The sequence below is a fragment of the Kitasatospora sp. NPDC086791 genome (assembly GCF_040685975.1).
Classification (GTDB): Bacteria; Actinomycetota; Actinomycetes; order Streptomycetales; family Streptomycetaceae; genus Kitasatospora.
Genome location: NZ_JBFBOC010000006.1, coordinates 37392 through 61580, shown reverse-complemented (window position 1 = coordinate 61580; position 24189 = coordinate 37392). Strand labels below are relative to the sequence as shown.

Sequence of the window (24189 nt, the reverse complement as noted above, 5' to 3'; positions counted from 1 at the left end):
GGGGCTCAGCAGCGGGGGTCGATCTCCTGGAAGGTCGCGTAGTGGTCCGGGGACCAGTACTGCTCGCCGGCGGTGCCGGTGACCACGCGGCGGGTGCCGCGGTCGTTGGAGCCCGGGGTGAGCACGGTGAACTCGTGGTAGTAGCCGTCGGCCTTCTTCGGGAGGCGGCTCTCGCGGTTCTCGAAGACGATGCCGTCGCGGTTGTAGGGGTAGGGCCCGCCCTTGGCGATCAGGCCGAGGGTGTCCTGGGCCTGGCTGGGGAGCTTGGTACGGCAGACGTCGGCCAGGGCGGGGTCGGCGGGGACCCAGGTGCCGGCCGCCGCGGGGGCGCCGCCGCCCGGCGGGGACGGCTTGGGGGCCGAGGGCTTGGGGGCCGAGGGCTTGGGGGCCGACGAACCCGCGCCGGCGGCCGAGGGGCTCGCGGCGGCCTTGGGGTGGCTGCTCCCCTTGTCCGCGAGGAGGTACCCGACCCCGGCCAGGAGCGCCAGGATCAGCACGGCCACGACGACGAGCGGGTTTCTGCGACTGGTCATGCGCTCAGCTTGGCAGGCGGCCCGGCCCCGCCCGGCGAGCAGCGCACGTGGCCACCGCCACACCCGCCCGTGCGCAGACGTACGGCCGGGCGGGAACGGACGCCGTTGTCCGTTCCCGCCCGGCCGTTTCACGTACGCCGGTTCTCCTGCGCCGAGCTCCGGTGTACGCCCTCCCGGTGGGAGGGGGAGCGGTCAGTCGAGCCCGCGCGTGAGGAGGGGATGCCTTCCCTCCCTCAGCGCGAGTCGCTGCCCGCCGACTCGATGGCGGCGCGGCCTGCCTCCAGGCGCGCCACCGGGATCCGGAAGGGGGAGCAGGAGACGTAGTCCAGCCCCACCTCGTGGAAGAAGTGGACCGACTCCGGGTCGCCGCCGTGCTCGCCGCAGACGCCGAGCTTGAGGTCGGGGCGGGTCGCCCGGCCGGCCTCGACGGCGTGCTTGACCAGCGAGCCGACGCCGTCGCGGTCGATGGTCTCGAACGGGGAGACCCCGAAGATGCCCTTCTCCAGGTAGGCGGTGAAGAACGAGGCCTCCACGTCGTCCCGGGAGAAGCCCCAGACCGTCTGGGTCAGGTCGTTGGTGCCGAAGGAGAAGAACTCGGCGGCCTCGGCGATCTGCCCGGCGGTCACCGCGGCGCGCGGCAGCTCGATCATGGTGCCGAGCTTGATGTCCAGCTGGACGCCGGTGGACTGGGCGACCTCGGCGAGCACGCGCTCGCACTCGTCGCGGACCAGCTCCAGCTCCTGGACGGTGCCGACCAGCGGGATCATCACCTCGGGGCGCGGGTCCCCGCCGGCCAGCTTGCGCTCGGCGGCGGCCTCGGCGATGGCGCGGACCTGCATGCCGAACAGGCCGGGGATGACCAGGCCGAGGCGGACGCCGCGCAGGCCCAGCATCGGGTTCTGCTCGTGCAGCTTGTGCACCGCCTGGAGCAGGCGCAGGTCGTTCTCGTTCGGGTCCTTGCGGGCCTCGGCGAGGGCGACGCGCACCGAGAGCTCGGTGATGTCCGGCAGGAACTCGTGCAGCGGCGGGTCGAGCAGGCGGACGGTGACCGGCAGCCCGTCCATCGCCTGGAAGAGCTCCAGGAAGTCGCCCTTCTGCAGCGGCAGCAGGGTGGACAGGGCGAGCTCGCGGTCCTTGTCGTTGTCCGCGAGGATCAGGTGCTCGACCTCCTTGCGGCGCTCCTCACCGAGGAACATGTGCTCGGTGCGGCACAGGCCGATGCCCTGGGCGCCGTAGCGGCGGGCGCGCGAGCCGTCCTCGGCGTTGTCCGCGTTGGCCCGCACGGCCAGCCGGCGGCGGCCGTCGGCGTGCGACATCAGCCGGTGGACGGCCTGGACCAGCCCGCCCTGGACGTCGGCGCCGGCGTGCAGGGTGCCCTCGAAGTACTCGACCACGGGGGACGGCAGCACGGGTACCTCGCCGAGGTAGACCTTGCCGGTGGCGCCGTCGATGGAGACGACGTCGCCCTCGTGGAGCACCTGGCCGTCGGCGGTGGTGAACTTGCGGCCCTTGGTGTCGACCTCCAGCTCCTCGGCGCCGCAGACACAGGTCTTGCCCATGCCGCGGGCGACGACGGCGGCGTGCGAGGTCTTGCCGCCGCGCGAGGTGAGGATGCCCTCGGCGGCGATCATGCCGTCCAGGTCGTCCGGGTTGGTCTCGCGGCGGACCAGGATGACCTTCTCGCCGGAGCGGGACCACTTGACGGCGGTGTACGAGTCGAAGACGACCTTGCCGATCGCGGCGCCCGGCGAGGCGGCGAGGCCCCAGGCGATCTGCTTGGACTCGGCGGTCGGGGCGAAGCGCGGGAACATCAGCTGGGCCAGCTGGCCGCCGGTGACCCGCATCAGGGCCTCGTCCAGGTCGATCAGGCCCTGGTCGACCAGCTGGACGGCGATCCGGAAGGCGGCCGCGGCGGTGCGCTTGCCGACGCGGGTCTGCAGCATCCAGAGCTTGCCGCGCTCGATGGTGAACTCGATGTCGCAGAGGTCGCGGTAGTGGTTCTCCAGCTTCTGCATGATCGCCATCAGCTCGTCGTACGACTTCTTGTCGAGCTTCTCCAGCTCGGACAGCTGCAGCGTGTTGCGGATGCCGGCGACGACGTCCTCGCCCTGGGCGTTGGACAGGTAGTCGCCGTAGACGCCCTGGGCGCCGGTGGAGGGGTCGCGGGTGAAGGCGACGCCGGTGCCGGAGTCCTCGCCGAGGTTGCCGAAGACCATGGTGCAGACGTTGACCGCGGTGCCGAGGTCGTTCGGGATGCGCTCCTGGCGGCGGTACAGCCGGGCGCGGTCGCCGTTCCAGGAGTGGAAGACCGCGTGGACGGCGAGGTCCATCTGCTCGCGCGGGTCCTGCGGGAAGTCCCGGCCGGTCTCCCGGGCGACGATGCCCTTGAACACCTCGACCAGGCCCCGGAGGTCGGCGGCGTCCAGGTCCAGGTCGTTGACGGTGCCCTTGGCGTGCTTGGCCTCGTCCAGGGCCTCCTCGAACAGCTCGCCGTCGACGCCCAGCACGGTCTTGCCGAACATCTGGACCAGGCGGCGGTAGGAGTCCCAGGCGAAGCGCTCGTTGCCGGACTGGGCGGCGAGGCCGACCACCGAGGCGTCGGAGAGGCCGATGTTCAGGACGGTGTCCATCATGCCGGGCATGGAGAACTTCGCGCCGGAGCGCACCGAGACCAGGAGGGGGTTGTCGGCCTGGCCGAGCTTCTTGCCCATCTCCAGTTCGAGGGCGTCCAGGTGGGCGCTGATCTCCTCGTGGAGGGAGGTGGGCTCGCTGCCCGTCTCCAGGAAGACCTTGCAGGCCTCGGTGGTGATGGTGAAACCCGGAGGGACGGGGAGGCCCAGGTTGGTCATCTCGGCCAGGTTCGCGCCCTTGCCGCCAAGAAGATCCTTGAGGTCCTTGTTTCCTTCGGTGAAGGAGTAAACAAACTTCTGCTGGGACGGCACGGGTCGGTCTCCTCGTACGCGGTTGCCCTGACGCCGGAGAACATACCCATTTCGAAGGCACTTCTCTGCCCTGAATAGGCCACCCGAGGCCGGTACCGAGGGGTAACCCGCTAGATCGAATGCACATAAAGGCGTTCACCTCTGTTGGTGAAATCGTCCGCCTGACGCTAGCCAGCCTTCAACTCTTGAACGCAAGGAAACCCGAAGATCACACGATTCGGACGCTGGGTAGCGATCGCGGGTCGGTCGCGTTGCCCCGGCTTGATTTCCTGCAGCCGGATCACCCGATCCCCGGCCGACCGGCTTCGGGAAGCGATTCACGGCCGACCTGTCCATTTCGTCCACTGACCCGGCATCAGCCCCTGCCGCGTGTGGCAAGCGTCACCAGCGCGTCTCACCGGTCGAACGTAGACCGCCTCCGCCGATCGTCGCACAGTGTCCAGAAACGTGCCCTCTCCGTGACGTCCGGACGCCGAAAAGGAGCCCTCCTGTCCAGGATGGACAAGAGGGCTGGGACCTAGTGGCAGTCGGGCCGAACAGGCCAATTTCGCCGGTCCGTACAGATCATCCGCCGGAGGTGTCCGATTCGGCGTCCGCGCCCGGTCGGGCGCAGTCGTACGGATCGTCCAACCAGCCCTCCGGCAGGACCACCCGGTTGTTGCCGCTGGTGCGCCCGCGCGGGCCGTCCGCACCGGCCGGCCAGCCCTGGGACTGCTCCACCTCGGACAGGGTTTCGGCCAGTTCGGCCAAGGAGGAGGAGTTGGCGAGCCGCACCCGCAGCTCGGAGCCGACCGAGAAGCCCTTGGTGTACCAGGCGACGTGCTTGCGGAAGTCGATCACGCCGCGCGCCTCGTCCCCGATCCACTCGCCGAGCAGCTGCGCGTGGCGCACCATCGCCCGCGCCACGTAGCCGAAGTCGGGGCGGGCGTAGTCGACGTCGCCCTCGAAGATCGCCACCAGGTCTTTGAACAGCCACGGCCGGCCGAGGCAGCCGCGGCCCACCACGACACCGTCGCAGCCGGTCTCGCGCATCATCCGCAGCGCGTCGTCCGCCGACCAGATGTCCCCGTTGCCCAGCACCGGGATGTCGGCCGGGACGGACTCGCGCAGCCGGGCGATCGCCGACCAGTCGGCCGTCCCGCCGTAGTGCTGGGCGGCGGTGCGCCCGTGCAGGGCGATCGCGGCCACGCCCTCCTCGGCGCCGATCCGGCCGGCGTCCAGGTAGGTGAGGTGGTCGTCGTCGATGCCCTTGCGCATCTTCATGGTCACCGGCAGGTCGCCCGCGTTGGCGACGGCCTCGCGCAGGATCTCGCGCAGCAGGTTGCGCTTGTACGGCAGCGCCGAGCCGCCGCCCTTGCGGGTCACCTTGGGGACGGGGCAGCCGAAGTTGAGGTCGATGTGGTCGGCCAGGCCCTCGTCCGCGATCATCCGGGCGGCCTTGCCGACGGTCACCGGGTCCACCCCGTACAGCTGGATCGAGCGCGGCTTCTCGCTCGGGTCGAACGTGATCAGCTGCATGGTCTTGGCGTTGCGCTCGACCAGCGCCCGGGTGGTGATCATCTCCGAGACGTACAGGCCCTTGCCGCCGCTCTGCTCCCGGCACAGGGTGCGGAAGGGCGCGTTGGTGATGCCGGCCATCGGCGCCAGCACGACGGGCGGCCACACCTGGATCGGGCCGATGTCGAGCGGCGCGAACTCGGAGTCGGGCGCGGTGGGTGCGGGCGTGACTGTCATGCGCGGCTGACCTCGGGGAAGGGGGGACGGGACTCTCCATTGTCCCCCACCCGGGTGAGCGGCCCGCGCGACGACGGTCCGGACGGCGGCCACGGCGGTCGGTGGCGCGGCGGTCGGCGGCCGGCGCTACGACGGGCCGATGGTGACCGACCCCGAGGTCGCCGTGGCGTGGATGCGGTTCGGGCTGTCCGGGTCCGCCAGCTGCGGGTCGATCCGGCCGTTGCCGGAGCCGATGTCGCTGGAGAAGGCGTACCGGCTGCCCCTGGGCAGGGTCATCGTCACCGAGCCGGAGGTGGCCCTGGTCTCCACGGCCTGCGGGGCCCGGGCGAAGTCCAGCTCCACCGAGCCCGAGGCGATCCGCACGTCCACCCGCCGGGCGCTCAGCTTCGTGCCCTGGATCAGCCCCGAGGTGGCGCGCGCGGACACGTCCCCCGAGGTGTCCACCAGCAGCAGCACGCCGGAGGTGAGCCCGAGGTCCACGTTCCCGCTCAGGCCCGTCAGCTCGACCGAGCCGGAGCCCACCGACCCCGACACCTCGGTCGCGGCCGGCACGTCCACCTCGATCTCGGCCCCGCAGCCGAAGTCCGCGACCGGCAGCACCGGTCGGCAGTGCAGACCGACGGTGAGGAGGTCGCCGTCGGGCACGGTCGACACCACCGGCTCGCGCACCATCCAGTCCAGCTGCTGGTGGACCACCACGTGGTCCGCCCGGCCGGCCCGCACCTTGACCGAGGCGTTGCCGGTCTCCAGCCTCAGCCGGTGCACCGGGCCGTCGTACGACCAGTCGGCGGTCGACTGCTGCTGCGCCAGCACCGACCAGGTCTGCAGTCCGGCGCCGAGCACGACCAGCACGACCAGGAGCGTCCCGGTGACCCGCCAGGCCCGCGCCGCGCCGGCCGTCACCCGACCTCCAGGAAGCGCAGCACCGCCATCACCCGGCGGTGGCTGTCCTCGGCCTGCGGCAGGTCGAGCTTGGTGAAGATCGAGTTGATGTGCTTGGCCACCGCGCTGTCGCTGATCACCAGCGAGCCGGCGATCGCGGCGTTGGAGCGGCCCTCCGCCATCAGGCCGAGCACGTCCCGCTCGCGCGGGGTCAGCTTCTCCAGCGGATCCCGGTGGCGGCGCACCAGCAGCTGGGCGACCACCTCCGGGTCCAGCGCGGTGCCGCCCTCGGCGACCCGCTGCAGCGCGTCCACGAAGTCGTCCACATTGGCCACCCGCTGCTTGAGCAGGTAGCCGACGCCGCTGGTGTTGGTCGCCAGCAGGTCGGCGGCGTACCGCTCCTCCACGAACTGGGAGAGCAGCAGGACCGCGGTCTCCGGCCACTGCCGGCGGATCACCATCGCGGCCTTCACCCCCTCGTCGTGGAAGCCCGGGGGCATCCGGACGTCGGCGACCACCACCTTCGGACGGTGCTCCTCGACCGCGGCCAGCAGTTCGACGGCGTCCCCGACGGCGGCCACGACCTCGAAGCCCACCGCCTCCAGGACCTTGACCAGGCCGGCCCTCAGCAGGACCGAGTCCTCGGCGATCACAGCGCGCACGGCAACTCCACGGTGATGGTGGTGGGACCCCCGAGGGGGCTGAGAACGGACAGCGAGCCGTCGACCGAGGCGGCGCGCTTGCGCAGACCGGTGAGCCCGGTGCCGCGCGAGGGCTCCGCGCCGCCGACGCCGTCGTCGCTGATGACCAGGCGCAGCCGGCCGCCGACGGTCCGCACCGACACCTCGACCTGCCGGGCGCGGGCGTGCTTGGCCACGTTGGTGAGCGCCTCGGAGACGGTGAAGTAGGCGACCGCCTCGACGGTGGGGGCGATCGGGGCGGACAGCTCGACGTCCAGGCGCACCGGCAGCGGGGCGCGGGCGGCGATGCCGGACAGCGCCGCGTCCAGTCCGCGGTCCTCCAGGACGGCCGGGTGCAGGCCGCGGACCAGGTCGCGCAGCTCGTCGATGGCCGCCTGGGCCTCCTCGTGCGCGTCCACGATCACCTGCATGGCCTCGGGCGGGACGTCCTTGAGGGTGCGCCGGGCCAGGCCCAGGTTCATCGCCAGCGAGGTGAGGCGCTGCTGCGCGCCGTCGTGCAGGTCCCGCTCGATCCGGCGGCGCTCGGCGTCCACCGCGTCGACCAGCCCGGCCCGGCTCTCGGCGATCTCCTCGACCCGGCGCTCCAGCGCCTCCGTCCGGTCGGGGCCGAGCAGCCGCAGCGCCGTCCACACCTCCAGACGGGCCATCGGGGCCGCGGCCCAGGGCAGCGCGGCCAGCAGCAGCACGCCGACCGCCGTGAGCCCGATGTCCAGCCCGGCCAGGTCCGTGCGCAGCGCGGTGCCGGGCGGCATCAGCCAGACCCAGCCGTACAGGGTGGTCAGCACCAGCGCGGCGCCCCAGGCGTACAGCACCGCCGCCGCGCCCGCCGCCAGCAGCGGGCCGACCAGCGAGTGGTGGAGGACCTGACGCCAGGTCATCCCCAGCAGCAGGATCCGGCGCCGGCCGAGCGGTCGCGGCGGCGGGATCTCCACCCCGTACAGGGCGCGCAGCCGGCCGCGCTGGAGGGCGGTCAGCGGACGGGTGCAGAGCAGGACGGCGGCGGACAGCGGGAGGAGCAGCCCGGAGTCGGTGACGGCCAGCCAGACCGGCAGGGCCGCCGGTATGCCGGCGGCTATCAGGCGGACGTCCCGCCAGGCCCCGGGCGGCCACGGTGGACGCCGGAGGCTCCTGACGAGCGCTCGGCGCAGCGTGGTGGAGGGCATGCCGGACAGCGTAGGGCTCGATGATCATCGGCCGCCATGGAGGAGGCTGCCCGGTGGGGGTGTAGCTGGCTACACCCCCGATTCGGGGCGGAGCACCACCGACAGGAGGGGGTGTCCGGCGGAAAGCTCGGAGGCATGACGAGCACCGCATCGCACTCCGCCACTCCGCCGCACGGACGGCGCGTCCCCGGGAGCCACGGGGGTGTTCCCGGGGACCACGGGGGTGCCGCCGGGCGTCGCGGGGGTGTTCCCGGCAGCCGCCGGGGTGTTCCCGGGCGCGCGCTCCGCCCGGCGGCGGAGCCGGAGGGTGCGCTGTCGGTCGGCGCCGGGCCCTGGTCGGTCCGCAGCGTCGGGCCCGGCCGTGGCCGGGCCGCCCTGGAGCTCTACCAGCACGGCGAGTTGACCGACGTCCTGGTCACCGCCCGGCTCACGCCGCAGCTGCTGCGCGGGGCGCGGCGCAGCCCGTCCGGCGGGCGGGCCCGGCACGTGCTCGCCTGGGGCCGGCTGGCGGGCGACGGTACGGCGCCCTCGGTGGTGTTCACCGGGCGGCGGGCGTTCCGGCCGGTGCGGGCCGCCGCCGAGGTGGTCACGGTGGCCGGGCGGTTCTGGCTCGCCTGGGCCGAGGGGCCGTTCGACGCGGTGCTGGTCGAGCACCCGGCAGGCCGGGTCGCCGAACGGCTGCCACTGGAGCGGGTGCGGGAGCGGGGTCGGGAGCGGGGTCGCGAGCAGGGTCGGCTGCGGGGCCAGGGTCAGGGCCGCGGGGCCGGGGGCGCGGCATGAGCACCGCCGTCCTCACCGCCCGGTCCGCCTGCCCGGTCCCGGCATTCGTCCTGCCCGCGCGCTTCGCCCGGGTGCCCGCCCTGGCCGCCGTCGCGCTGCTGCCCTGGCTGGCCGTCCTCGCCGTCTGCCACGAGACGGTGTGGGTCGTGCTGGACCTGGTGGAGTTCGCCGCCCTGCTCGCGCTCGACGCGCTGCTGCGTCGGCGCAGCCCCGCCGCGCGCCGGGCGGGCGCGGCGGTGGCCCTGCTGCTCACCGCGGACGCGCTGGCCGACCTCGCCTGCGCCGGGCCGGGCCACGCGGTGCTCGCGGCGCTCGTCATGGCGGGCTGCGTCGAGCTGCCGCTCGCGGCGGTCTGCCTGCTGCTCGGGCGGGACGCGGCCGTCCGGGCCTGAGGTCAGGCCCCAGTGGGGAGCCGGTCCATCAGCGCGCGGGTCTCCTCGTCCAGCGGGGTGTACGTGATGATCCGGGTGCCGAGCCGGGGACTGAGCCAGAAGTTGGTGTACTCGCAGCTCAGCAGGCCCACGCCGGGCACCTGGAAGCGCTTGATGCCGTTGCCCGGCCGCATCACGTCGTGCCGCTGCCAGACCTCCGCGAAGTCCGGCGAGGCCTTGAGCAGCCGGGCCAGCAGCGCCTTCCAGGCCGGCTCCGAGCTGTGGTCGGCCATCGCCGAGCGGAACCGGGCCACCATGCCGAGCCGCTCGGTGCGGTAGTCGATCAGCACCTCACGGAACCGCGAGGGCGTGAACGCCATCCACATCAGGTTGCGGTCCTCCGGCGGCAGGGCGGCGAGGTCGCCGACGAGCCCGGTGTACTGCGCGTTGTAGGCCAGCACGTCGTAGCGGGTGTTGACCGCCAGGGCCGGGTACGGCGCCAGCTGGTCCAGCACCAGCCGCACGCTGGGCGTCACCGAGGGGCACTCCCGCACCGGCGCCGGGTCGTCCGCGCCGGCCAGGGTGAACAGGTGCGCGCGCTCGCTCGGGTCCAGCAGCAGCGCCCGGGACACCGCGTCCAGTACCTGGGTGGACACCTGGATGTCCCGCCCCTGCTCCAGCCAGGTGTACCAGGTCACCCCGACCGCGGCGAGCTGCGCGACCTCCTCCCGGCGCAGCCCCGGCGTCCGGCGGCGGCCGGTCATCGGCAGGCCGACCTGATCGGGCGAGATCCGCTCGCGGCGGCTGCGCAGGAACGCGGCCAGCTCGTGCCGGCGGGCGTCGTCGGGGCTGAGCGGCAGGGCGGGGCGCGGCCCGGTGGCGCCGGCGCCGGCCGACGTGGTGGCGGCCGGCCTGGTGGGGGACGGCGCGACGGGGGTCGTACGGGCTTGCGCGACGGGGGTCATCAGGCTCATGCTCCCCAGCATGCGGCAGCCGCCAGCCTGTTGCCAGGTACTTCTTATACCTGGATAACCACACTCTGGTACCAGGGTACGGAGCGGGCGGATCGTATGACCCGTGAACCGACAACTCGCCGTCGCCCCCACCCCGCACCGCACCGCCACCACCCCCGGCACCGCGGCCACCCGCACCCCCGCCGCCCGAACCACCGGAACCCCCGGCGCCCCCGGGGCCTCCGCCCCCGGCACCCCGACCCTCGGCACCGCCGGGCTGGTCACCGTCCTGCTCGGGGCCTTCCTGCCGATGCTCGACTTCTTCATCGTCAACGTCGCCCTGCCCACCATCGACGAGGACCTGGCCGCCGGGCCCGCCGTCCTCGAACTGGTCGCCGCCGGCTACGGCATCGCCTTCGCCGTCCTGCTCGTCCTCGGCGGGCGCCTCGGCGACATCTTCGGCCGCCGCCGGCTCTTCGTGACCGGCGCCGCCACCTTCGCCCTCACCTCGCTGGCCTGCGGCCTCGCCCCCGACGCATGGTCCCTGGTCGCCGCCCGGGCCGCCCAGGGCGCCTCGGCCGCGCTGCTGATCCCGCAGGTGCTCGGCACCATCACCGCCGCCACCGACGGCGCCCGGCGCGGCCGCGCGCTCAGCGTCTACGGCGCGGTCGGCGGGATCTCGGTGGTGATCGGGCAGGTGCTCGGCGGGATGCTGGTCGCCGCCGACCTGTTCGGCACCGGCTGGCGCTCGGTGTTCCTGCTGAACGTGCCGTTCGCCCTGCTCGCCGTCGTCCTCGCGGTCCGCTACGTCCCGGAGAGCAAGGCCCCCCGGGCCGCCCGGGTCGACGTGCCCGGCACCGTCCTGCTCACCGCGACCCTGCTCTCCCTGCTCATCCCGCTGATGGAGGGCCGGGCCGCCGGCTGGCCGCTCTGGTCCTGGGTGATGCTCGGTCTGTTCCCCGTCCTCGCCGTCTCCTTCGCCCTGGTCGAGCGCCGCGCCGAGCGGCGCGGGGACACCCCGCTGGTGCCGCCGACCCTGCTGCGCATCCCGGAGATGCGGCGCGGCCTCGGCATCGCACTCCCTTACTTCGCGGGCTTCGGCGGCTTCATGTTCGTCATCGCGGTCGCCCTCCAGCAGGGCCTGCGGCTCGGCCCGGTCGCCGCCGGCTGGGCACTCGTCCCGATGGCCGTCGGCTACTTCAGCGCCTCACTGGCCGGCCCGCGCCTGATCGGCCGCTGGGGCAGCCGGGTGCTCAGCGCCGGCGCCGTCGTCCAGGCCACCGGCCTGGCCGTCCTCGCCGCGACCGTCCTCGCCGACTGGACGCACTTCTCCCCGCTGCGGATGGCCCCGGGCGTCGCCCTCGCCGGCATCGGCCAGGGCCTGATCGGCACCCCGCTGTTCCGGGTCGTCCTCTCCAAGGTGCCCGCCACCCGGGCCGGCGTCGGCAGCGGCGTCCTCGCCACCAGCCAGCAGTCCAGCCTCGCCCTCGGCGTCGCCACCCTCGGCACCCTGTACCTGTCGCTCTCCCCCGGCCTCGGCATGGGCCGCGCGCTCGCCCTCTGCCTGGGCATCCAGCTCCTCGGCTCGTTCACCATCCTCTACCTGACCACCCGGCTCCCCCGCTCCATCGGCTGACCCGCAGGGCCCCCGGGCCCGGACGGCGGCGGACGGCCCCGCGATCGCACCCCGATCGCGGGGCCGTCGGCGTTGTACTGCGGCGGCTTCCGGGGCGGGGTGAGCAGCGGAGCGGCACTCCTTCGTGTGAAATCGACGCACAGTCGTCGTGACCGCCGCACGATCCGGCCTACCGTGAGTCGCATGACAGCCGGAGTCCCCATCCGACAGCTCCAGCAGCACGCCAGCGAGTTGATCGACCGGGTCGCGGCCGGCGAGCGCGTGGAGAGCACCCGCAACGGCCGGCTGATCGCCGTCCTCTCTCCGCCCGACCCCGAACAGCGCGTACTGGAGGACCTCGTCCGCGACGGCACCATCGACCCGGAGAACGCCGCCACCGCGCGCGGCCTGGCCGACTGGGCACTGCCCGAGATCGACTCCGGGATCGGCGCCGGCCTGGTGACCGACGCGGTGTGCCGGCACCACCCCTGACCCGCGCCCGCCCGCGCTCAGGGCCGGGCGGGCCCGCGCAGGGGCAGCGTCCGACTGTAGACGACGCTGGTGGTCGTGCTGCCGAAGCCGGCCAACTCGTCGACCAGGGTCTCCAGATGCTCCATGGAGGCGGCCGCGATCTTCAGCGTGTAACAGTCGTCGCCGGTGGTGCGCAGGCACTCCAGGATCTCCCGCCGCTCGGCGAGCAGCCGACGCAGCGGCTCGTGCCGGTTGCCCGGGTACTTCAGCCGGACGACGGCGAGGACGGGGTAGCCGACCTTCGCCAGGTCCACCGTGGCGTGGTAGCCGGTGATGACGCCCAGCGCCTCCAGGTTCCGCACCCGTTCGGTGGTCGCGGAGGCGCTGAGGCTCACCCGTCGGCCCAGCTCGCTGAGGGAGATCCGGGCCTCCCCCTGCAGCTGCTCGATGATCGCCCAGTCGGTGTCGTCAAGATTCACGGCCATCCGGCGAATCTACCGGGAGAACCACGGCTCCGGGCCTTCGGGACCGGGAGGAATTCGTTCCCTCGTCCATGATCACGGGGATAGCCTCGACGCATGCGATTTGGCGTCAACGTACCGAACTTCGGGCCGGGGACCGATCCCGGCGTGCTGCGCGAATGGGCCCGGACGGTGGAGGGCCTGGGCTTCGACCTCCTCATGGTGTCGGACCACGTGGCGGTGACCCCGGACGTGGCCGAGCGGTACCCGGAGCCGTTCCACGAGCCGTTCACCACGCTGTCCTGGCTGGCCGGGATCACCACCGGCCTGCGACTGGGCACGACCGTGCTCGTCCTGCCGTACCGGAACCCGCTGCTGGTGGCCCGCATGGCCGGCACCCTGGACCGGCTCAGCGGCGGCCGGTTCGTCCTCGGCGTGGGGGTCGGCTGGGCGCGCCAGGAGTTCGACGCGCTCGGCGTGCCGTTCGGCGCGCGCGGCCGGCTGACCGACGAGTACCTGGGCACGCTGCGGGAGGTCTGGCAGGAGCGGGGCGGGTCCGTCCCGGTCTGGGTCGGCGGCCACAGCGAGGCGGCGCTGCGCCGGGCCGTCCGGTTCGGCGACGCCTGGCACCCGCTGCGGCTGCCACTGGCCCGGATGCGATCGGTCCTGGCCGAGCACCCGGTGCCGGGCTTCACGCCCCGCATCGCCCTGCGGCTGACCGATGCGCCGGTCGAGGGCCCCGAGCGGCCGGCCGGAGTGGGCAGCGTCGAGCAAGTCCTCGACGACCTAATGCAGTTGCGCGACCTCGGCGCCGAGACCGTCGTGTTCGACCCCTACCACGGGGACCCCGAGGAGACCCGTCGGCCACAGCAGGCCTGGCGGGACCTCACCACCGTGACCACCCACTGGAAGGCAGCGACACCGTGATCACCGAAGCCGACGAGACCCTCCTGCGCCGGGCCGTCGCCATCGCCGCCCACGCGATCACCCTGGGCGACGCCCCGTACGGCTCGCTGCTGGCCGGTCCGGACGGCGAGGTCCTCGCCGAGGCCCACAACACCGTGCGGCGCGACGACGACATCACCGCCCACCCGGAGCTGAAGCTCGCCCGCTGGGCGGCCCGCGAACTCGACCCGGCCACGGCCGCCCGCAGCACGCTGTACACCAGCTGCCAGCCGTGCGGGATGTGCCACGGCGGCATCGTCCGCTCCGGCATCGGCCGGGTCGTCCACGCCCTGTCGACGGACCAACTCGTCGCCCTCAACCCGCAGTCGGGCGCGTGGCCGGTGGTGCCGCAGGACGGCCCGGCGCTGCACGAGGAGGCCCGGGCCCCGATCGAGGCGTACTACCGGCGCCGGGAACAGCCCTAGGCGCCGCCCCGGCCTGCGACGATGGGCCCGTCGGCACATCGAACAGGGGGACCGCATGGAGCTACGGCAGCTGCGCTGCTTCGTCGCCGTCGCCGAGGAACTGCACTTCGGCCGGGCGGCCGAGCGGCTGCTGCTCGGCCAGCCCGCCGTGAGCCAGCAGGTCCGGCGCCTGGAGCGGGAGTTGAAGGTCGAGCTGTTCGACCGCTCGCCCCGGCACGTCCGGCTGACCCCGGCCGGCGATCGTTTCCTGCCCGCGGCCAGGAACGTCCTGGCCGCCGAGGACGCCGCCCGCGCCCTCGCCGCCGACCTGGCGGCCCCCGCCGTGCTCCGGCTCGGCACCGTCACCGGGCTCGGCGACCGGCTCGACCTGATCCTGGACACCTACCAGCAGCGGGCCCCCGGCGTGCGCGTCGAACTCCACTCCGCCCCGGTCCGGGAACGGCTCGCCCGGCTGTCCGACGGCCGCCTCGACGCCGCCTTCGTGCGCGGCACCGTCCCCGAGCGCAACGCCGACCTGCGCTTCCTGCCGGTCTGGCAGGACGAGTTGGTGCTCGCGCTCCCCGTCCGGCACGCCCTCGCCGACCGGCCCGAGGTCGACCTCGCCGACCTCGCCGACCTGCCGCTGCGGCTGACCGAACGCCACAACCACCCGGCGCTGGTGGACCTGGTGACGGACGCCTGCGCGCGGGCCGGCTTCCGGCCGGTCCTCGGCCCGCCCCACGAAGACCTGCAGGACACCCTGGCCTCGATCGGCACCGGCACCCCGATGTGGACGGTGGTCTACGCCGCCAACGCCCGGATGACCAACGCCCGCCGGATCGCCTTCCGCGCCTGCCGCACCCCGCTGGCCCTGCCGACCTCGCTCGCCGTCCGACGCTCCGCCCCGCTCCCCCGGCTGCTCCTCGAAGCCTGCCGACAGGCCGGCCAGCAGGGCCACCAAACGCCCACGACCTGCGACGATCAGGATTCGTGATCGCTGCCGGAGCGAATCGGGTCTGGGTGCGGGCGGCTCGATCGGGTGGACTGTCCTCAGCCGGAAAACCCGGCGGCAAGCCCGGAAACGCGGCCCGGCGACAACGCCCGGCAGCCGCGCCCGGCAGGAACACCCGATCAGGAGTCGAAGATGCCGATCGTCACCATTCAGCAGGGCCCGCGCGAGGTCGCACAGAAGCGCGAGCTGGTCAAGAAGGTCACCGAGGCCTTCGTGGCGGCTCTGGAGGTCCCCGCCGAGAGCGTGTACGTCTTCATCCAGGAGTACCCGGCGGAGAACTGGGGCGCCGCGGGCACGCTCACCGCGGACCGCTGACCCCCGGGGGCGGCGGTCGGCCCCCGACGCCGCCCGCCCCACCCCCGGGGGTGACGTGCCGCAAACGGTTCGCGACCCCCGAACCCTTTGTGTCACTATGACGATATGAGCGAGATGCACGTGGGGGACCCCGCCGCCGTCCGCAGCCGCGAGGAGCTGGCCGCGCTGATGGCCGGCGGGGTGCACCCGAAGTGGGTGATGTTCTGGGGGCACACCGCGCGCACCGGCGGCGGCACCCGGCACGAGTGCCTGAGCCAGTGGTGGCCCGGCGAGTTCACCGTCGACGGGGTGACGTACGCCTCCGCCGAGCACTGGATGATGGCCGGCAAGGCCCGGATGTTCGGGGACGAGGCCATCGAGCGGCAGGTGCTGGCGGCCCGCACGCCCGCCGAGGCGAAGCACCTGGGCCGACTGGTCGAGGGCTTCGACGACAAGACCTGGCAGGCCGGGCGGTTCGAGCTGGTCGTGGCGGGCAACGTCGCGAAGTTCGGGCAGGACGGGACGCTGCGCGCATACCTGCTGGGCACCGGCAGCCGGGTGCTGGTCGAGGCGAGCCCGGTGGACCGGATCTGGGGCATCGGGCTCGCGGCCGACGACATCCGGGCGCAGCAGCCCGGCGAGTGGCGCGGGCTGAACCTGCTGGGCTTCGCGCTGATGGAGGCGCGGGCACGGCTGGGCGCGTGAGCACGGCCGGGGCCCCGGCACCGAGGGCGGCGAGGGCGGCGACTCCCCTCCGGAGCGCGACCGGCGCACTTCTTGCCACGACCGCCCTCTGCGCGCTCCTTGACACCACTCGGGTACGACTGGTCGTGCGCTCTTAACTCCCCCGCCACATACCGACGCCAGGATGTCCTGCAGTCAGGGTCGGGATGGACAGGTTGGGGCGATCATGCGCATGCAGCCGACGGCACAACCCGCAGGCCGGCAGCCGGAGGACGGGCAACAGGCCGACGAACTCCGCGCGGAGCTGGACGAGTTACTGCGTGCGAGCCGCTACGCGAGTCAGCGTGAACGGCGACTGAACGAGGCCATCCGGGCCAGCCCCGGGCGCCAGCGGCCGGACGGCGACCTGCTGCGGCAGCTCGCCCAAGCCCGCACGCTCCGCGCGGGGTTGGGCGCCCGCTGCCTCCAACTCAGCGACCAGTTGGAGGCGTTGGAGAGCCGCCTGAGACAGTCGCAGCAGGCCCCGGTGCAGGAAAACCCGCACCACCACCAACAGCAGCAGCACCGCCGGCAGCCGGAACCGGCGCCGCAGCCGCAGCCGCAGCCGGAACCCGCCCCGCCGAAGGCCCCACCGCCCCCCGCCCGTACCGACATCGGCGCCCTCACCGAGCGGATCGCCACCCTCCACCGCAGCGGCGCCGCCGCCGAGACCACGGAGCTGCTCGACCAGGCCGCCACCCGCCTCGACGCCTCCGACGCCGCGCTGCTGGTCGGCATGCTCGCCCAGTACGGCCCGACCGGCACCTCCCTGCACCTCGCCCGCAGCGCCGCGCGGTCCGCCCCCGAACACGCCGTCGCCGTCCTGACGGAGCTGCGCGAACTGGGCCTGGCCGAGGAGGCCGCCGCACTCTTCCACGCCTTCTGGGCCTACCCCGCCGCCTCCGTCCCCGGGCTGCTCTCGGCGCTGGAACGGGCCGGGCAGCACGCCGACAGCGCGACGCTCCTGTGGGAGTGGGGCTCGGCACCGACGCCCGAGCTGACCTCCCTCGCCGCCTGCCTCCAGCAGCACGGCCGCCGCGGCGACGTCCGGACCCTGCTGCGCCAGGCCGCCGGCCGGCCCACGGCCGACCTCGCCTCCCTGGCCGCCGAGCTGCCGCCGGCACTCGCCACCGACCTGCTGACCGAACTGGCGGCGCTCCGGCCGCCCGTCGAACTGGTGCGCCTGGCGGCCACGTTGGACGACGCCGGCAACCGGGACCTGTACGGGCGGCTGCTGGGCGCGTTCCTCGCCGACGGGCCCCGCCACCGCACCACCCTCGCCGCCCTCCGCGCGGCCGGCCTGCCGACCACCCCGGCCGCGGCCCCCCGCTCCCGCTGGGGACGGCGGTAGCCCCCGAACCCGAGCCGAACCCGGCCCGACCCCGGCCCGGGCCCCCACCCCCGACCCCGGCCCGACACCCAAGGAGCCCCCGCCCGCCCCGACCAGGGCGAACGGGGGCTCCCCGGGCGGGAGGTCCCGCGCTAGCAGCCGATCAGGCGCGCACCCAGGTACGCCTTGACCTGGTCCAGCGAGACGCGCTCCTGCGACATGGTGTCGCGGTCGCGGACGGTCACCGCGTTGTCCTCGAGGGTGTCGAAGTCGACGGTGACGCAGAACGGCGTGCCGATCTCGTCCTGGCGACGGTAGCGCTTGCCGATCGCGCCGGCGTCGTCGAACTCGACGTTCCACGCGGTGCGCAGGTCGGCGGCGAGGCCGCGGGCCTTCGGCGAGAGGTCGGCGTTGCGCGACAGCGGCAGGACGGCGACCTTGACCGGGGCCAGGCGCGGGTCGAGCCGCATGCCGACGCGCTTCTCCATGACGCCCTTGGCGTTGGGCGCCTCGTCCTCGAAGTAGGCGTCGATCAGGAAGGCCAGCATGGCGCGGTTGAGGCCGGCCGCCGGCTCGATGACGTACGGGAAGTAACGCTCGCCGGACTCCTGGTCGAAGTACTTCAGGTCCTGGCCGGACGCCTCGCTGTGCACCCGCAGGTCGTAGTCGGTGCGGTTGGCGACGCCCTCCAGCTCGGAGAACTCGCTGCCACCGAAGTTGAAGCGGTACTCGATGTCCACCGTGCGCTTGGCGTAGTGGGAGAGCTTCTCCTTCGGGTGCTCGAAGAAGCGCATGTTCTCGGTGCGCAGGCCGAGGCCGACGTACCAGTCCCAGCGCTGCTGCAGCCAGTACTCGTGCCACTGCTCGTCCTCGCCGGGCTTGACGAAGAACTCCATCTCCATCTGCTCGAACTCGCGGGTCCGGAAGATGAAGTTGCCGGGGGTGATCTCGTTGCGGAAGCTCTTGCCGGTCTGGGCGATGCCGAACGGCGGCTTCTTGCGCGAGGTGGTCTGGACGGCCTTGAAGTTGGTGAAGATGCCCTGCGCGGTCTCGGGGCGCAGGAACGCCAGGCCGCTGGCCTCCTCGGTGACACCGAGGTGGGTCTTCAGCATGCCCGAGAAGTCCTTGGGCTCGGTGAACTGGCCCTTGGTGCCGCAGTCGGGGCAGTTGACGTCCTGGAGGCCGTTCGGCGGCGGGAAGCCGTGCTTGGCCTCGTACTTCTCCTCCAGGTGGTCGGCCCGGTGGCGCTTGTGGCAGGAAAGGCACTCGGTCAGCGGGTCGTTGAAGGTGGCGACGTGGCCGGAGGCCTCCCAGACCTCGCGGGCGAGGATCACCGACGAGTCGAGACCGACGACGTCCTCACGGGCCTGGACCATCGCGCGCCACCACTGGCGCTTGATGTTCTCCTTGAGCTCGACACCCAGCGGCCCGTAGTCCCAGGCGGCACGCGTGCCGCCGTAGATCTCGCTGCAGGGGTAGACGAAGCCACGGCGCTTGCTCAGGCTGACGATCGTGTCGATCTTGTCGGCGGCCACAGTGCTCTCTTCAGTACGTACGGCACGGTCAGGGCACGGCTGGTTACGCGTACCCGAATACCTCAGGTTACCGGCCATATGGGTACGTGATTCAAATCGGTATCGTCCGGCCGCCCCCACTCCCCGTCACCTGCCGTTCACCCGTCCGAGTGAGTTGACAATCATTTCCATCTGAGATGAGAATGATTGTCATGATGATCGGACTTCCTCGCCGACGGGCCCGCCGTTCCATAGCCATCGCCACCACCGCACTCGCCGCCTCCCTCGTCCTCACCGCCTGCGGAGGCAGCAGCAGCGCCGACAGCGGCAACGGCAGACTGAAGGTCGTCGCGTCCTTCTACCCGATGGAGTTCCTCGCCCGGCAGATCGGCCAGGAGCACGTCGCGGTCACCGATCTCACCGCCGCCGGCGTCGAGCCGCACGACCTGGAGCTCACCGCCAAGCAGGTCGGCGCCGTCCAGAAGGCCGACGCGATCATCTACCTCAAGGGCCTGCAGCCCACCGTCGACCAGGCCGTCGCGCAGTCGTCCGGCAAGCACCGGATCGACGCCGCCGCCGTCAGCCCGCTGGTCGACCACCACCTCGACGAGGACGCCGGGGGCGAGGGCCACGAGGCCGACGGCCACCAGCACGAGGGCCCGGCCGGCGACCCGCACATCTGGCTCGACCCGACCCGCTACGCGGCGATCGCCCGGAGCGTCGGCGACGAGTTCGCCAAGGCCGACCCGAGCCACGCCGAGGACTACCGGAAGAACACCGACGAGCTGGTCACCAAGCTCACCGCGCTCGACCAGGACTTCCGCGCCGGACTGCGGGACACCAGGACCAGGACCTTCGTCACCAGCCACGCCGCCTTCGGCTACCTCGCCGACCACTACGGCCTCACCCAGGTCGCCATCAACGGCGTCGACCCGGAGTCCGAGCCCACCCCGGCCCGCCTCGCCGCCGTGCAGAAGGCCGCCAGGGACAACGGCGTCACCACGATCTTCTTCGAGACCCTGGTCAGCCCCAAGCTCGCCGACACCGTCGCCAAGGACCTCGGCCTCAAGACCGCCGTCCTGGACCCGCTGGAAGGCGTCAAGGACCCTGCCAAGGACGACTACCTCACGGTCATGAAGCAGAACCTGGCCAACCTCCGGGCCGCCCTCGGCGCCCCGGACGCCACCCCGACGACGGCCCCCGCCGCCCCGGACGCCACCCCGGCCCCGGACGCCACCACCGCCACCACCCCTGCCGCGACCAGCTGACGGGACGGAACACCATGACCCACCCGATACCCCCGGCCGTCCGCCTCCGTGACGCCGTCGCCTCGCGCGGCGGCCGGCCGGTGCTGCGCGGCGTCGACCTGACCGTCCGGCCCGGCGAGGTCGTCGCCCTGCTGGGCGCCAACGGCTCCGGCAAGTCGACCACCGTCAAGACCGTGATCGGCTCCGTTCCGCTGGAGCACGGCACCCTGGAGCTGTTCGGCACCCCGTACGGCTCCTTCCGCGCCTGGCACCGCATCGGGTACGTCCCGCAGCGCACCACCGCCGCCTCCGGCGTCCCGGCCACCGTGCGCGAGGTGGTCTCCACCGGCCGGCTGCCGCAGCACCGGCTGCTGCCGTTCCGTCGCAAGGACCGCGAGGCGGTGGACCGCGCGCTGGCCGCCGTCGGCATGCTGGAACGGGCCGGGGACGGCGTGGCCGACCTGTCCGGCGGCCAGCAGCAACGGGTGCTGATCGCCCGCGCCCTGGTCGGCTCCCCCGACCTGCTGATCATGGACGAGCCGATGGCCGGCGTGGACTCCGCCAGCCAGCAGGTGCTCGCCGACACCCTGCGCGCCGAGGTCGGCCGCGGTGCCGCCGTCCTCCTCGTCCTGCACGAACTCGGGCCGCTGGAACCGCTGATCGACCGGGCCGTCGTCCTGCGGGACGGCTGCGTCGCCCACGACGGCCCGCCCGTGCCCAACACCGGCCTGCACGCACTGCCCGGCCACGACCACGTCCACCCGCACGCCGACCTGACCCCGCCGAGGCTGCTCGCATGACCGAGATGCTGTCCTACGACTTCATGCAGCGCGCCCTGCTCGCCGCCGTCCTGGTCGGGATCACCGCCCCGGCCGTCGGCATCTACCTGGTGCAGCGCCGCCAGGCCCTGATGGGCGACGGCATGGGCCATGTCGCGATGACCGGCGTCGGCCTCGGCTTCATCTTCCAGACCAGCCCGGTCTGGATGGCCGTGCTGGTCTGCGTGCTCGGCGCCGTCACCATGGAACTGGTCCGCTCACGCGGCAACCAGCGCGGCGACATCGCCCTCGCGATGCTCTTCTACGGCGGCATGGCCTGCGGCAAGCTGCTCGTCTCGCTCTCCGCCCAGGCCGGCGCCGGCTCGCTGGAGAGCTACCTGTGGGGCTCGATCCTCACCGTCGCCCCCGCCGACCTGGCCGCCATCGCGGTGCTCGGCGCAGTGGTCATCGCGGTCACCGTCGGCCTGCGCCGCCAGCTCTTCGCGATCTGCCAGGACGAGGACTTCGCCCGGGTGACCGGCCTGCCGGTGCGCACCCTCAACCTGCTGCTCGCCGTGATGGCCGCCGTCACCGTCACCGTCGCCATGCGGGTGGTCGGACTGCTGCTGGTCAGCGCCCTGATGGTGGTCCCGGTGGTCGCCGCCCAGCAGCTCACCCGCTCCTTCGCCGCGACCCAGGCCGCCTCGATCGCGCTCGGCGTGGTGGTCTCACTGGCCGGCGTCACCGGCTCGTACCAGCTCGACGTGCCCTCCGGCCCGGCCATCGTGCTGCTCGCCATCGCGGTCTTCGCGGTGTTCAGCGCGCTCGCCGCACCGCTCGCCCGGCGGCGCCACCGCGGCGACACCGAGCACGGCCCGAAGGTCTGCGACGTCGAACTGCCGGTCCAGTCGCCGGACCGGACCTCCTCCGACCCGAGCTCCCCGGAGCGGCGGACCGGGCTGGCACAATGAGGAGCTAGACGACCACGACCCCAGGAGGACCCACGGTGACCACCGCAGGCCCGTCGCCGCGCGCCCGATCGACCCGGCAGCGTGCCGCCGTCTCGGCGGCCCTGGACGAGATCGCGGACTTCCGCAGCGCGCAGGAGCTCCACGACCTGCTCAAGCACCGCGGGGACTCCGTCGGTCTGACCACGGTCTACCGCACCCTGCAGTCGCTCGCGGACGCCGGTGAGGTGGACGTGCTGCGCACCGCCGACGGCGAGGCGGTCTACCGCCGGTGCAGCAGTGGGCACCACCACCACCTGGTCTGCCGGCACTGCGGCGCCACCGTCGAGGTGGAGGGCCCCGCGGTGGAGCGCTGGGCCAACTCCGTCGCCGCCGAGCACGGCTTCAGCGACATCGCGCACACGCTGGAGATCTTCGGCACCTGCGCGGAGTGCGCCAAGAAGGCCTGAGCCGGGCCGCGCGCAACGCCTGGGCCCGCCGCCCGTACGCGGCCACTCACGACGGAAAGGACCCACCGGATCTGCCCGGTGGGTCCTTTCCGTTCGTTCCGTTCGTTCCGTTCGTTCCGCTCGCGCGGAGAGCGTCAGCGCAGGCCCGGCCGCGGCCCGGGGAGCTCGTTCGGGATCGCCCCGCCGAAGCGCCGGTCACGCATCGCGTACTGCTCGCAGGCGCGCCACAGGTCACGGCGGTCGAAGTCCGGCCAGAGCACGTCCTGGAACACGAACTCGGCGTAAGCCGACTGCCAGGGCAGGAAGTTGGAGGTGCGCTGCTCGCCGCTGGGGCGCAGGAAGAGGTCCACGTCCGGCATGTCCGGGTGGTACATGTACTTGGCGAGGGTCTTCTCGTTGACCTTCTTCGGGTCCAGCTTCCCGGCCGCGACGTCCCGCGCGATGCCCTGCGCCGCGTCCGCCAGCTCGGCCCGGCCGCCGTAGTTGACGCACATGTACAGCGTGACGGCGTCGTTGCCCTTGGTCTGCTCCTCGGCGACCTGCAGCTCCTGGACGACGCTCTTCCACAGCTTGGGCATCCGGCCGGCCCAGCGGATCCGCACGCCGATCGCGTCCATCTCGTCGCGGCGGCGGGCGATGACGTCGCGGTTGAAGTTCATCAGGAACTTCACCTCGTCGGGCGAGCGCTTCCAGTTCTCGGTGGAGAACGCGTACAGCGAGATGTTCTTGACCCCGAGCTCGATGGCGCCCGCGAGGACGTCCAGCACGACCGACTCGCCGACCTTGTGGCCCTCGGTGCGGGGCAGCCCGCGCTCCTTGGCCCAGCGACCGTTGCCGTCCATCACGATGGCGACGTGTTGCGGGACCAGCTCGCCGGGGATCTTCGGGGGCTGTGCACCGGTGGGGTGCGGGGTCGGGGGCGCGTACGCCCGCTGCTTGCCGCCGCCGAAGAGCCGTCGCGCTGCCATGTGCTCACTTCTCCACGTATCTCATCGAGCGGATGCCCCGCTCCAGGTGCCACTGCAGATAGGCCGCGACCAGGCCGCTGCCCTCCCGCCAGTACCGCGGCTCGCAGGCATCGGCCGTCCGCCAGTCCCCTGACAACAGCGCCCCGAGCAGTACCAGTGTCTCAGGGGAGGGTACGGCACATCCGGGCACTCGGCAGTCCGCGCAGAGCACGCCGCCCGCCTGGAGCGAGAAGAAACGGTTCGGCCCGTCCAGGCCGCACTTGGCGCAGTCGGTGAAGCTCGCGCCGTACCCGTTCACCGCGAGCGACCGCAGCAGGAAGGCGTCCAGCACCAGGTGCGACTCGTGCAGCCCCGCCGCCAGCGTGCGCAGCCCGCCCACCAGCAGCAGGTACTGCTGGACGGCGGGCTCGCCCTCGTTCTCCGCGAAGCGCTCGGCCGTCTCCAGCATCGCGGTGCCGGCGGTGTAGCGGCCGTAGTCGGTGACGATCGACCCGCCGTACGGCGCGATGGTCTCCACCTGGGTGCAGAGCGGCAACCCGCGGCCGACCAACTCACTCCCCCGGCTGAAGAACTGCACGTCCACGTGCGAGAACGGCTCCAGGCGGGCACCGAACTTGGACTTGGTCTTCCGCACCCCGCGCGCCACCGCCCGCACCTTGCCGTGCTGGCGGGTCAGCAGGGTGATGATCCGATCGGCCTCGCCGAGCTTCTGCGCCCGCAACACGACGCCGTCGTCCCGGAAAAGACTCATGCGGACCATTCTCCCCCAGCCGCGGACCGTCGCGGACAGCCGTGTTGCCCGCACCGGGGCCGTGGGGGAGGACCACTGCGGTGCGGGTCACGGCGGGCCCGGAGGGGGGTCGGGCCCGTTTGTGGGGGATTTCGGGGATGGTCTACGGCTGGTCTGCGGGTGGCCTGCGCTGGTCTGCGATGGTCTACGGGTGGCCTGGGGCGGCCGACGGCCCGGGAGC

The 24189-nt window shown here is 73.0% G+C and carries 25 protein-coding genes; 14 read left to right on the top strand and 11 right to left on the bottom strand.

The features are described 5' to 3' along the window. Positions 1 to 5: 5 nt before the first annotated feature. From AB0Q99_RS11810 to AB0Q99_RS11785, 6 genes are all read right to left on the bottom strand, one after another. On the bottom strand, positions 6 to 533 hold the full coding sequence (locus tag AB0Q99_RS11810) for a ribonuclease (RefSeq protein WP_363570563.1): 528 nt from the start codon (positions 531 to 533) through the stop codon (positions 6 to 8). Between the two features lie 233 nt (positions 534 to 766). Beyond that, the gene (ppdK, locus tag AB0Q99_RS11805) at positions 767 to 3475 is read right to left on the bottom strand and encodes a pyruvate, phosphate dikinase (protein WP_363570561.1); all 2709 of its coding nucleotides are present in this window, start codon (positions 3473 to 3475) and stop codon (positions 767 to 769) included. Between the two features lie 564 nt (positions 3476 to 4039). Beyond that, positions 4040 to 5209, bottom strand: coding sequence for a tRNA dihydrouridine synthase DusB (dusB, locus tag AB0Q99_RS11800; RefSeq protein WP_363570559.1), 1170 nt, complete (start codon positions 5207 to 5209; stop codon positions 4040 to 4042). Between the two features lie 126 nt (positions 5210 to 5335). Further along, entirely contained in the window at positions 5336 to 6112 is a 777-nt protein-coding gene (locus AB0Q99_RS11795) for a DUF4097 family beta strand repeat-containing protein (protein WP_363570557.1), read from the bottom strand. After that, positions 6109 to 6753, bottom strand: a complete 645-nt coding sequence (locus AB0Q99_RS11790; RefSeq protein ID WP_363570555.1) for a response regulator transcription factor — start codon at positions 6751 to 6753, stop codon at positions 6109 to 6111. The genes AB0Q99_RS11795 and AB0Q99_RS11790 overlap by 4 nt, the downstream gene beginning before the upstream one ends. Beyond that, the gene (locus AB0Q99_RS11785; RefSeq protein ID WP_363570553.1) at positions 6741 to 7955 is read right to left on the bottom strand and encodes a sensor histidine kinase; all 1215 of its coding nucleotides are present in this window, start codon (positions 7953 to 7955) and stop codon (positions 6741 to 6743) included. The genes AB0Q99_RS11790 and AB0Q99_RS11785 overlap by 13 nt, the downstream gene beginning before the upstream one ends. Positions 7956 to 8090: 135 nt before the next feature. Here AB0Q99_RS11785 and AB0Q99_RS11780 point away from each other — a divergent pair, with 135 nt between their 5' ends. Next, a complete protein-coding gene (locus AB0Q99_RS11780) occupies positions 8091 to 8735 on the top strand; it encodes a hypothetical protein (RefSeq protein ID WP_363570551.1) in 645 nt (214 codons plus the stop codon). After that, positions 8732 to 9127, top strand: coding sequence for a hypothetical protein (locus AB0Q99_RS11775; protein WP_363570549.1), 396 nt, complete (start codon positions 8732 to 8734; stop codon positions 9125 to 9127). The genes AB0Q99_RS11780 and AB0Q99_RS11775 overlap by 4 nt, the downstream gene beginning before the upstream one ends. A 2-nt stretch (positions 9128 to 9129) precedes the next feature. Here the strand turns inward: AB0Q99_RS11775 and AB0Q99_RS11770 are convergent, their stop codons facing one another. Continuing rightward, complete coding sequence (locus AB0Q99_RS11770; protein ID WP_363570547.1) at positions 9130 to 10080, bottom strand: helix-turn-helix transcriptional regulator; 951 nt, start codon at positions 10078 to 10080, stop codon at positions 9130 to 9132. A 103-nt stretch (positions 10081 to 10183) separates the two neighbouring features. Between AB0Q99_RS11770 and AB0Q99_RS11765 the strand changes: the two genes are divergently transcribed. Together AB0Q99_RS11765 and AB0Q99_RS11760 are read left to right on the top strand one after the other, a co-directional pair. Continuing rightward, the gene (locus AB0Q99_RS11765) at positions 10184 to 11695 is read left to right on the top strand and encodes an MFS transporter (RefSeq protein WP_363570545.1); all 1512 of its coding nucleotides are present in this window, start codon (positions 10184 to 10186) and stop codon (positions 11693 to 11695) included. A 183-nt stretch (positions 11696 to 11878) separates the two neighbouring features. Further along, complete coding sequence (locus AB0Q99_RS11760) at positions 11879 to 12166, top strand: type II toxin-antitoxin system prevent-host-death family antitoxin (RefSeq protein WP_363570543.1); 288 nt, start codon at positions 11879 to 11881, stop codon at positions 12164 to 12166. Positions 12167 to 12183: 17 nt separating this feature from the next. Here the strand turns inward: AB0Q99_RS11760 and AB0Q99_RS11755 are convergent, their stop codons facing one another. Continuing rightward, a complete protein-coding gene (locus tag AB0Q99_RS11755) occupies positions 12184 to 12630 on the bottom strand; it encodes an Lrp/AsnC family transcriptional regulator (RefSeq protein WP_363570541.1) in 447 nt (148 codons plus the stop codon). Between the two features lie 93 nt (positions 12631 to 12723). Here AB0Q99_RS11755 and AB0Q99_RS11750 point away from each other — a divergent pair, with 93 nt between their 5' ends. From AB0Q99_RS11750 to AB0Q99_RS11725, 6 genes are all read left to right on the top strand, one after another. Then, a complete protein-coding gene (locus AB0Q99_RS11750) occupies positions 12724 to 13533 on the top strand; it encodes an LLM class flavin-dependent oxidoreductase (RefSeq protein ID WP_363570539.1) in 810 nt (269 codons plus the stop codon). Further along, a complete protein-coding gene (locus AB0Q99_RS11745) occupies positions 13530 to 13976 on the top strand; it encodes a nucleoside deaminase (RefSeq protein ID WP_363570537.1) in 447 nt (148 codons plus the stop codon). The genes AB0Q99_RS11750 and AB0Q99_RS11745 overlap by 4 nt, the downstream gene beginning before the upstream one ends. 55 nt (positions 13977 to 14031) lie before the next feature. Next, on the top strand, positions 14032 to 14949 hold the full coding sequence (locus AB0Q99_RS11740) for a LysR family transcriptional regulator (protein ID WP_363570535.1): 918 nt from the start codon (positions 14032 to 14034) through the stop codon (positions 14947 to 14949). A gap of 150 nt (positions 14950 to 15099) precedes the next feature. Then, positions 15100 to 15282: a 4-oxalocrotonate tautomerase DmpI gene (dmpI, locus tag AB0Q99_RS11735; RefSeq protein ID WP_363570533.1), complete on the top strand. Its 183-nt coding sequence runs from the start codon at positions 15100 to 15102 to the stop codon at positions 15280 to 15282. Between the two features lie 198 nt (positions 15283 to 15480). Next, positions 15481 to 15966, top strand: a complete 486-nt coding sequence (locus AB0Q99_RS11730) for an NADAR family protein (RefSeq protein ID WP_363570867.1) — start codon at positions 15481 to 15483, stop codon at positions 15964 to 15966. Between the two features lie 205 nt (positions 15967 to 16171). Next, the gene (locus AB0Q99_RS11725; RefSeq protein ID WP_363570531.1) at positions 16172 to 17335 is read left to right on the top strand and encodes a hypothetical protein; all 1164 of its coding nucleotides are present in this window, start codon (positions 16172 to 16174) and stop codon (positions 17333 to 17335) included. A gap of 131 nt (positions 17336 to 17466) precedes the next feature. On the opposite strand, the gene AB0Q99_RS11720 is transcribed toward AB0Q99_RS11725, so the two are convergent. After that, positions 17467 to 18849 carry a glycine--tRNA ligase gene (locus AB0Q99_RS11720; RefSeq protein WP_363570529.1) on the bottom strand — a complete coding sequence of 461 codons (1383 nt, stop codon included), beginning with the start codon at positions 18847 to 18849 and terminating at the stop codon, positions 17467 to 17469. 194 nt (positions 18850 to 19043) lie between these two features. Between AB0Q99_RS11720 and AB0Q99_RS11715 the strand changes: the two genes are divergently transcribed. The 4 genes from AB0Q99_RS11715 to AB0Q99_RS11700 are packed head-to-tail and all read left to right on the top strand — an operon-like array spanning position 19044 to position 22250. Beyond that, entirely contained in the window at positions 19044 to 20096 is a 1053-nt protein-coding gene (locus AB0Q99_RS11715) for a metal ABC transporter substrate-binding protein (RefSeq protein ID WP_363570527.1), read from the top strand. A gap of 14 nt (positions 20097 to 20110) precedes the next feature. Then, positions 20111 to 20875: a metal ABC transporter ATP-binding protein gene (locus AB0Q99_RS11710; RefSeq protein ID WP_363570525.1), complete on the top strand. Its 765-nt coding sequence runs from the start codon at positions 20111 to 20113 to the stop codon at positions 20873 to 20875. Then, positions 20872 to 21804, top strand: coding sequence for a metal ABC transporter permease (locus AB0Q99_RS11705; RefSeq protein ID WP_363570523.1), 933 nt, complete (start codon positions 20872 to 20874; stop codon positions 21802 to 21804). Before AB0Q99_RS11710 ends, AB0Q99_RS11705 begins: the two co-directional genes overlap by 4 nt. Positions 21805 to 21839: 35 nt before the next feature. Continuing rightward, positions 21840 to 22250: a Fur family transcriptional regulator gene (locus tag AB0Q99_RS11700; RefSeq protein ID WP_189918013.1), complete on the top strand. Its 411-nt coding sequence runs from the start codon at positions 21840 to 21842 to the stop codon at positions 22248 to 22250. Positions 22251 to 22384: 134 nt separating this feature from the next. Here the strand turns inward: AB0Q99_RS11700 and AB0Q99_RS11695 are convergent, their stop codons facing one another. Together AB0Q99_RS11695 and recO are read right to left on the bottom strand one after the other, a co-directional pair. Then, positions 22385 to 23218, bottom strand: a complete 834-nt coding sequence (locus AB0Q99_RS11695; RefSeq protein WP_363570522.1) for an isoprenyl transferase — start codon at positions 23216 to 23218, stop codon at positions 22385 to 22387. A gap of 4 nt (positions 23219 to 23222) precedes the next feature. Beyond that, a complete protein-coding gene (gene recO / locus AB0Q99_RS11690) occupies positions 23223 to 23969 on the bottom strand; it encodes a DNA repair protein RecO (RefSeq protein ID WP_360248752.1) in 747 nt (248 codons plus the stop codon). Positions 23970 to 24189: the final 220 nt, after the last annotated feature.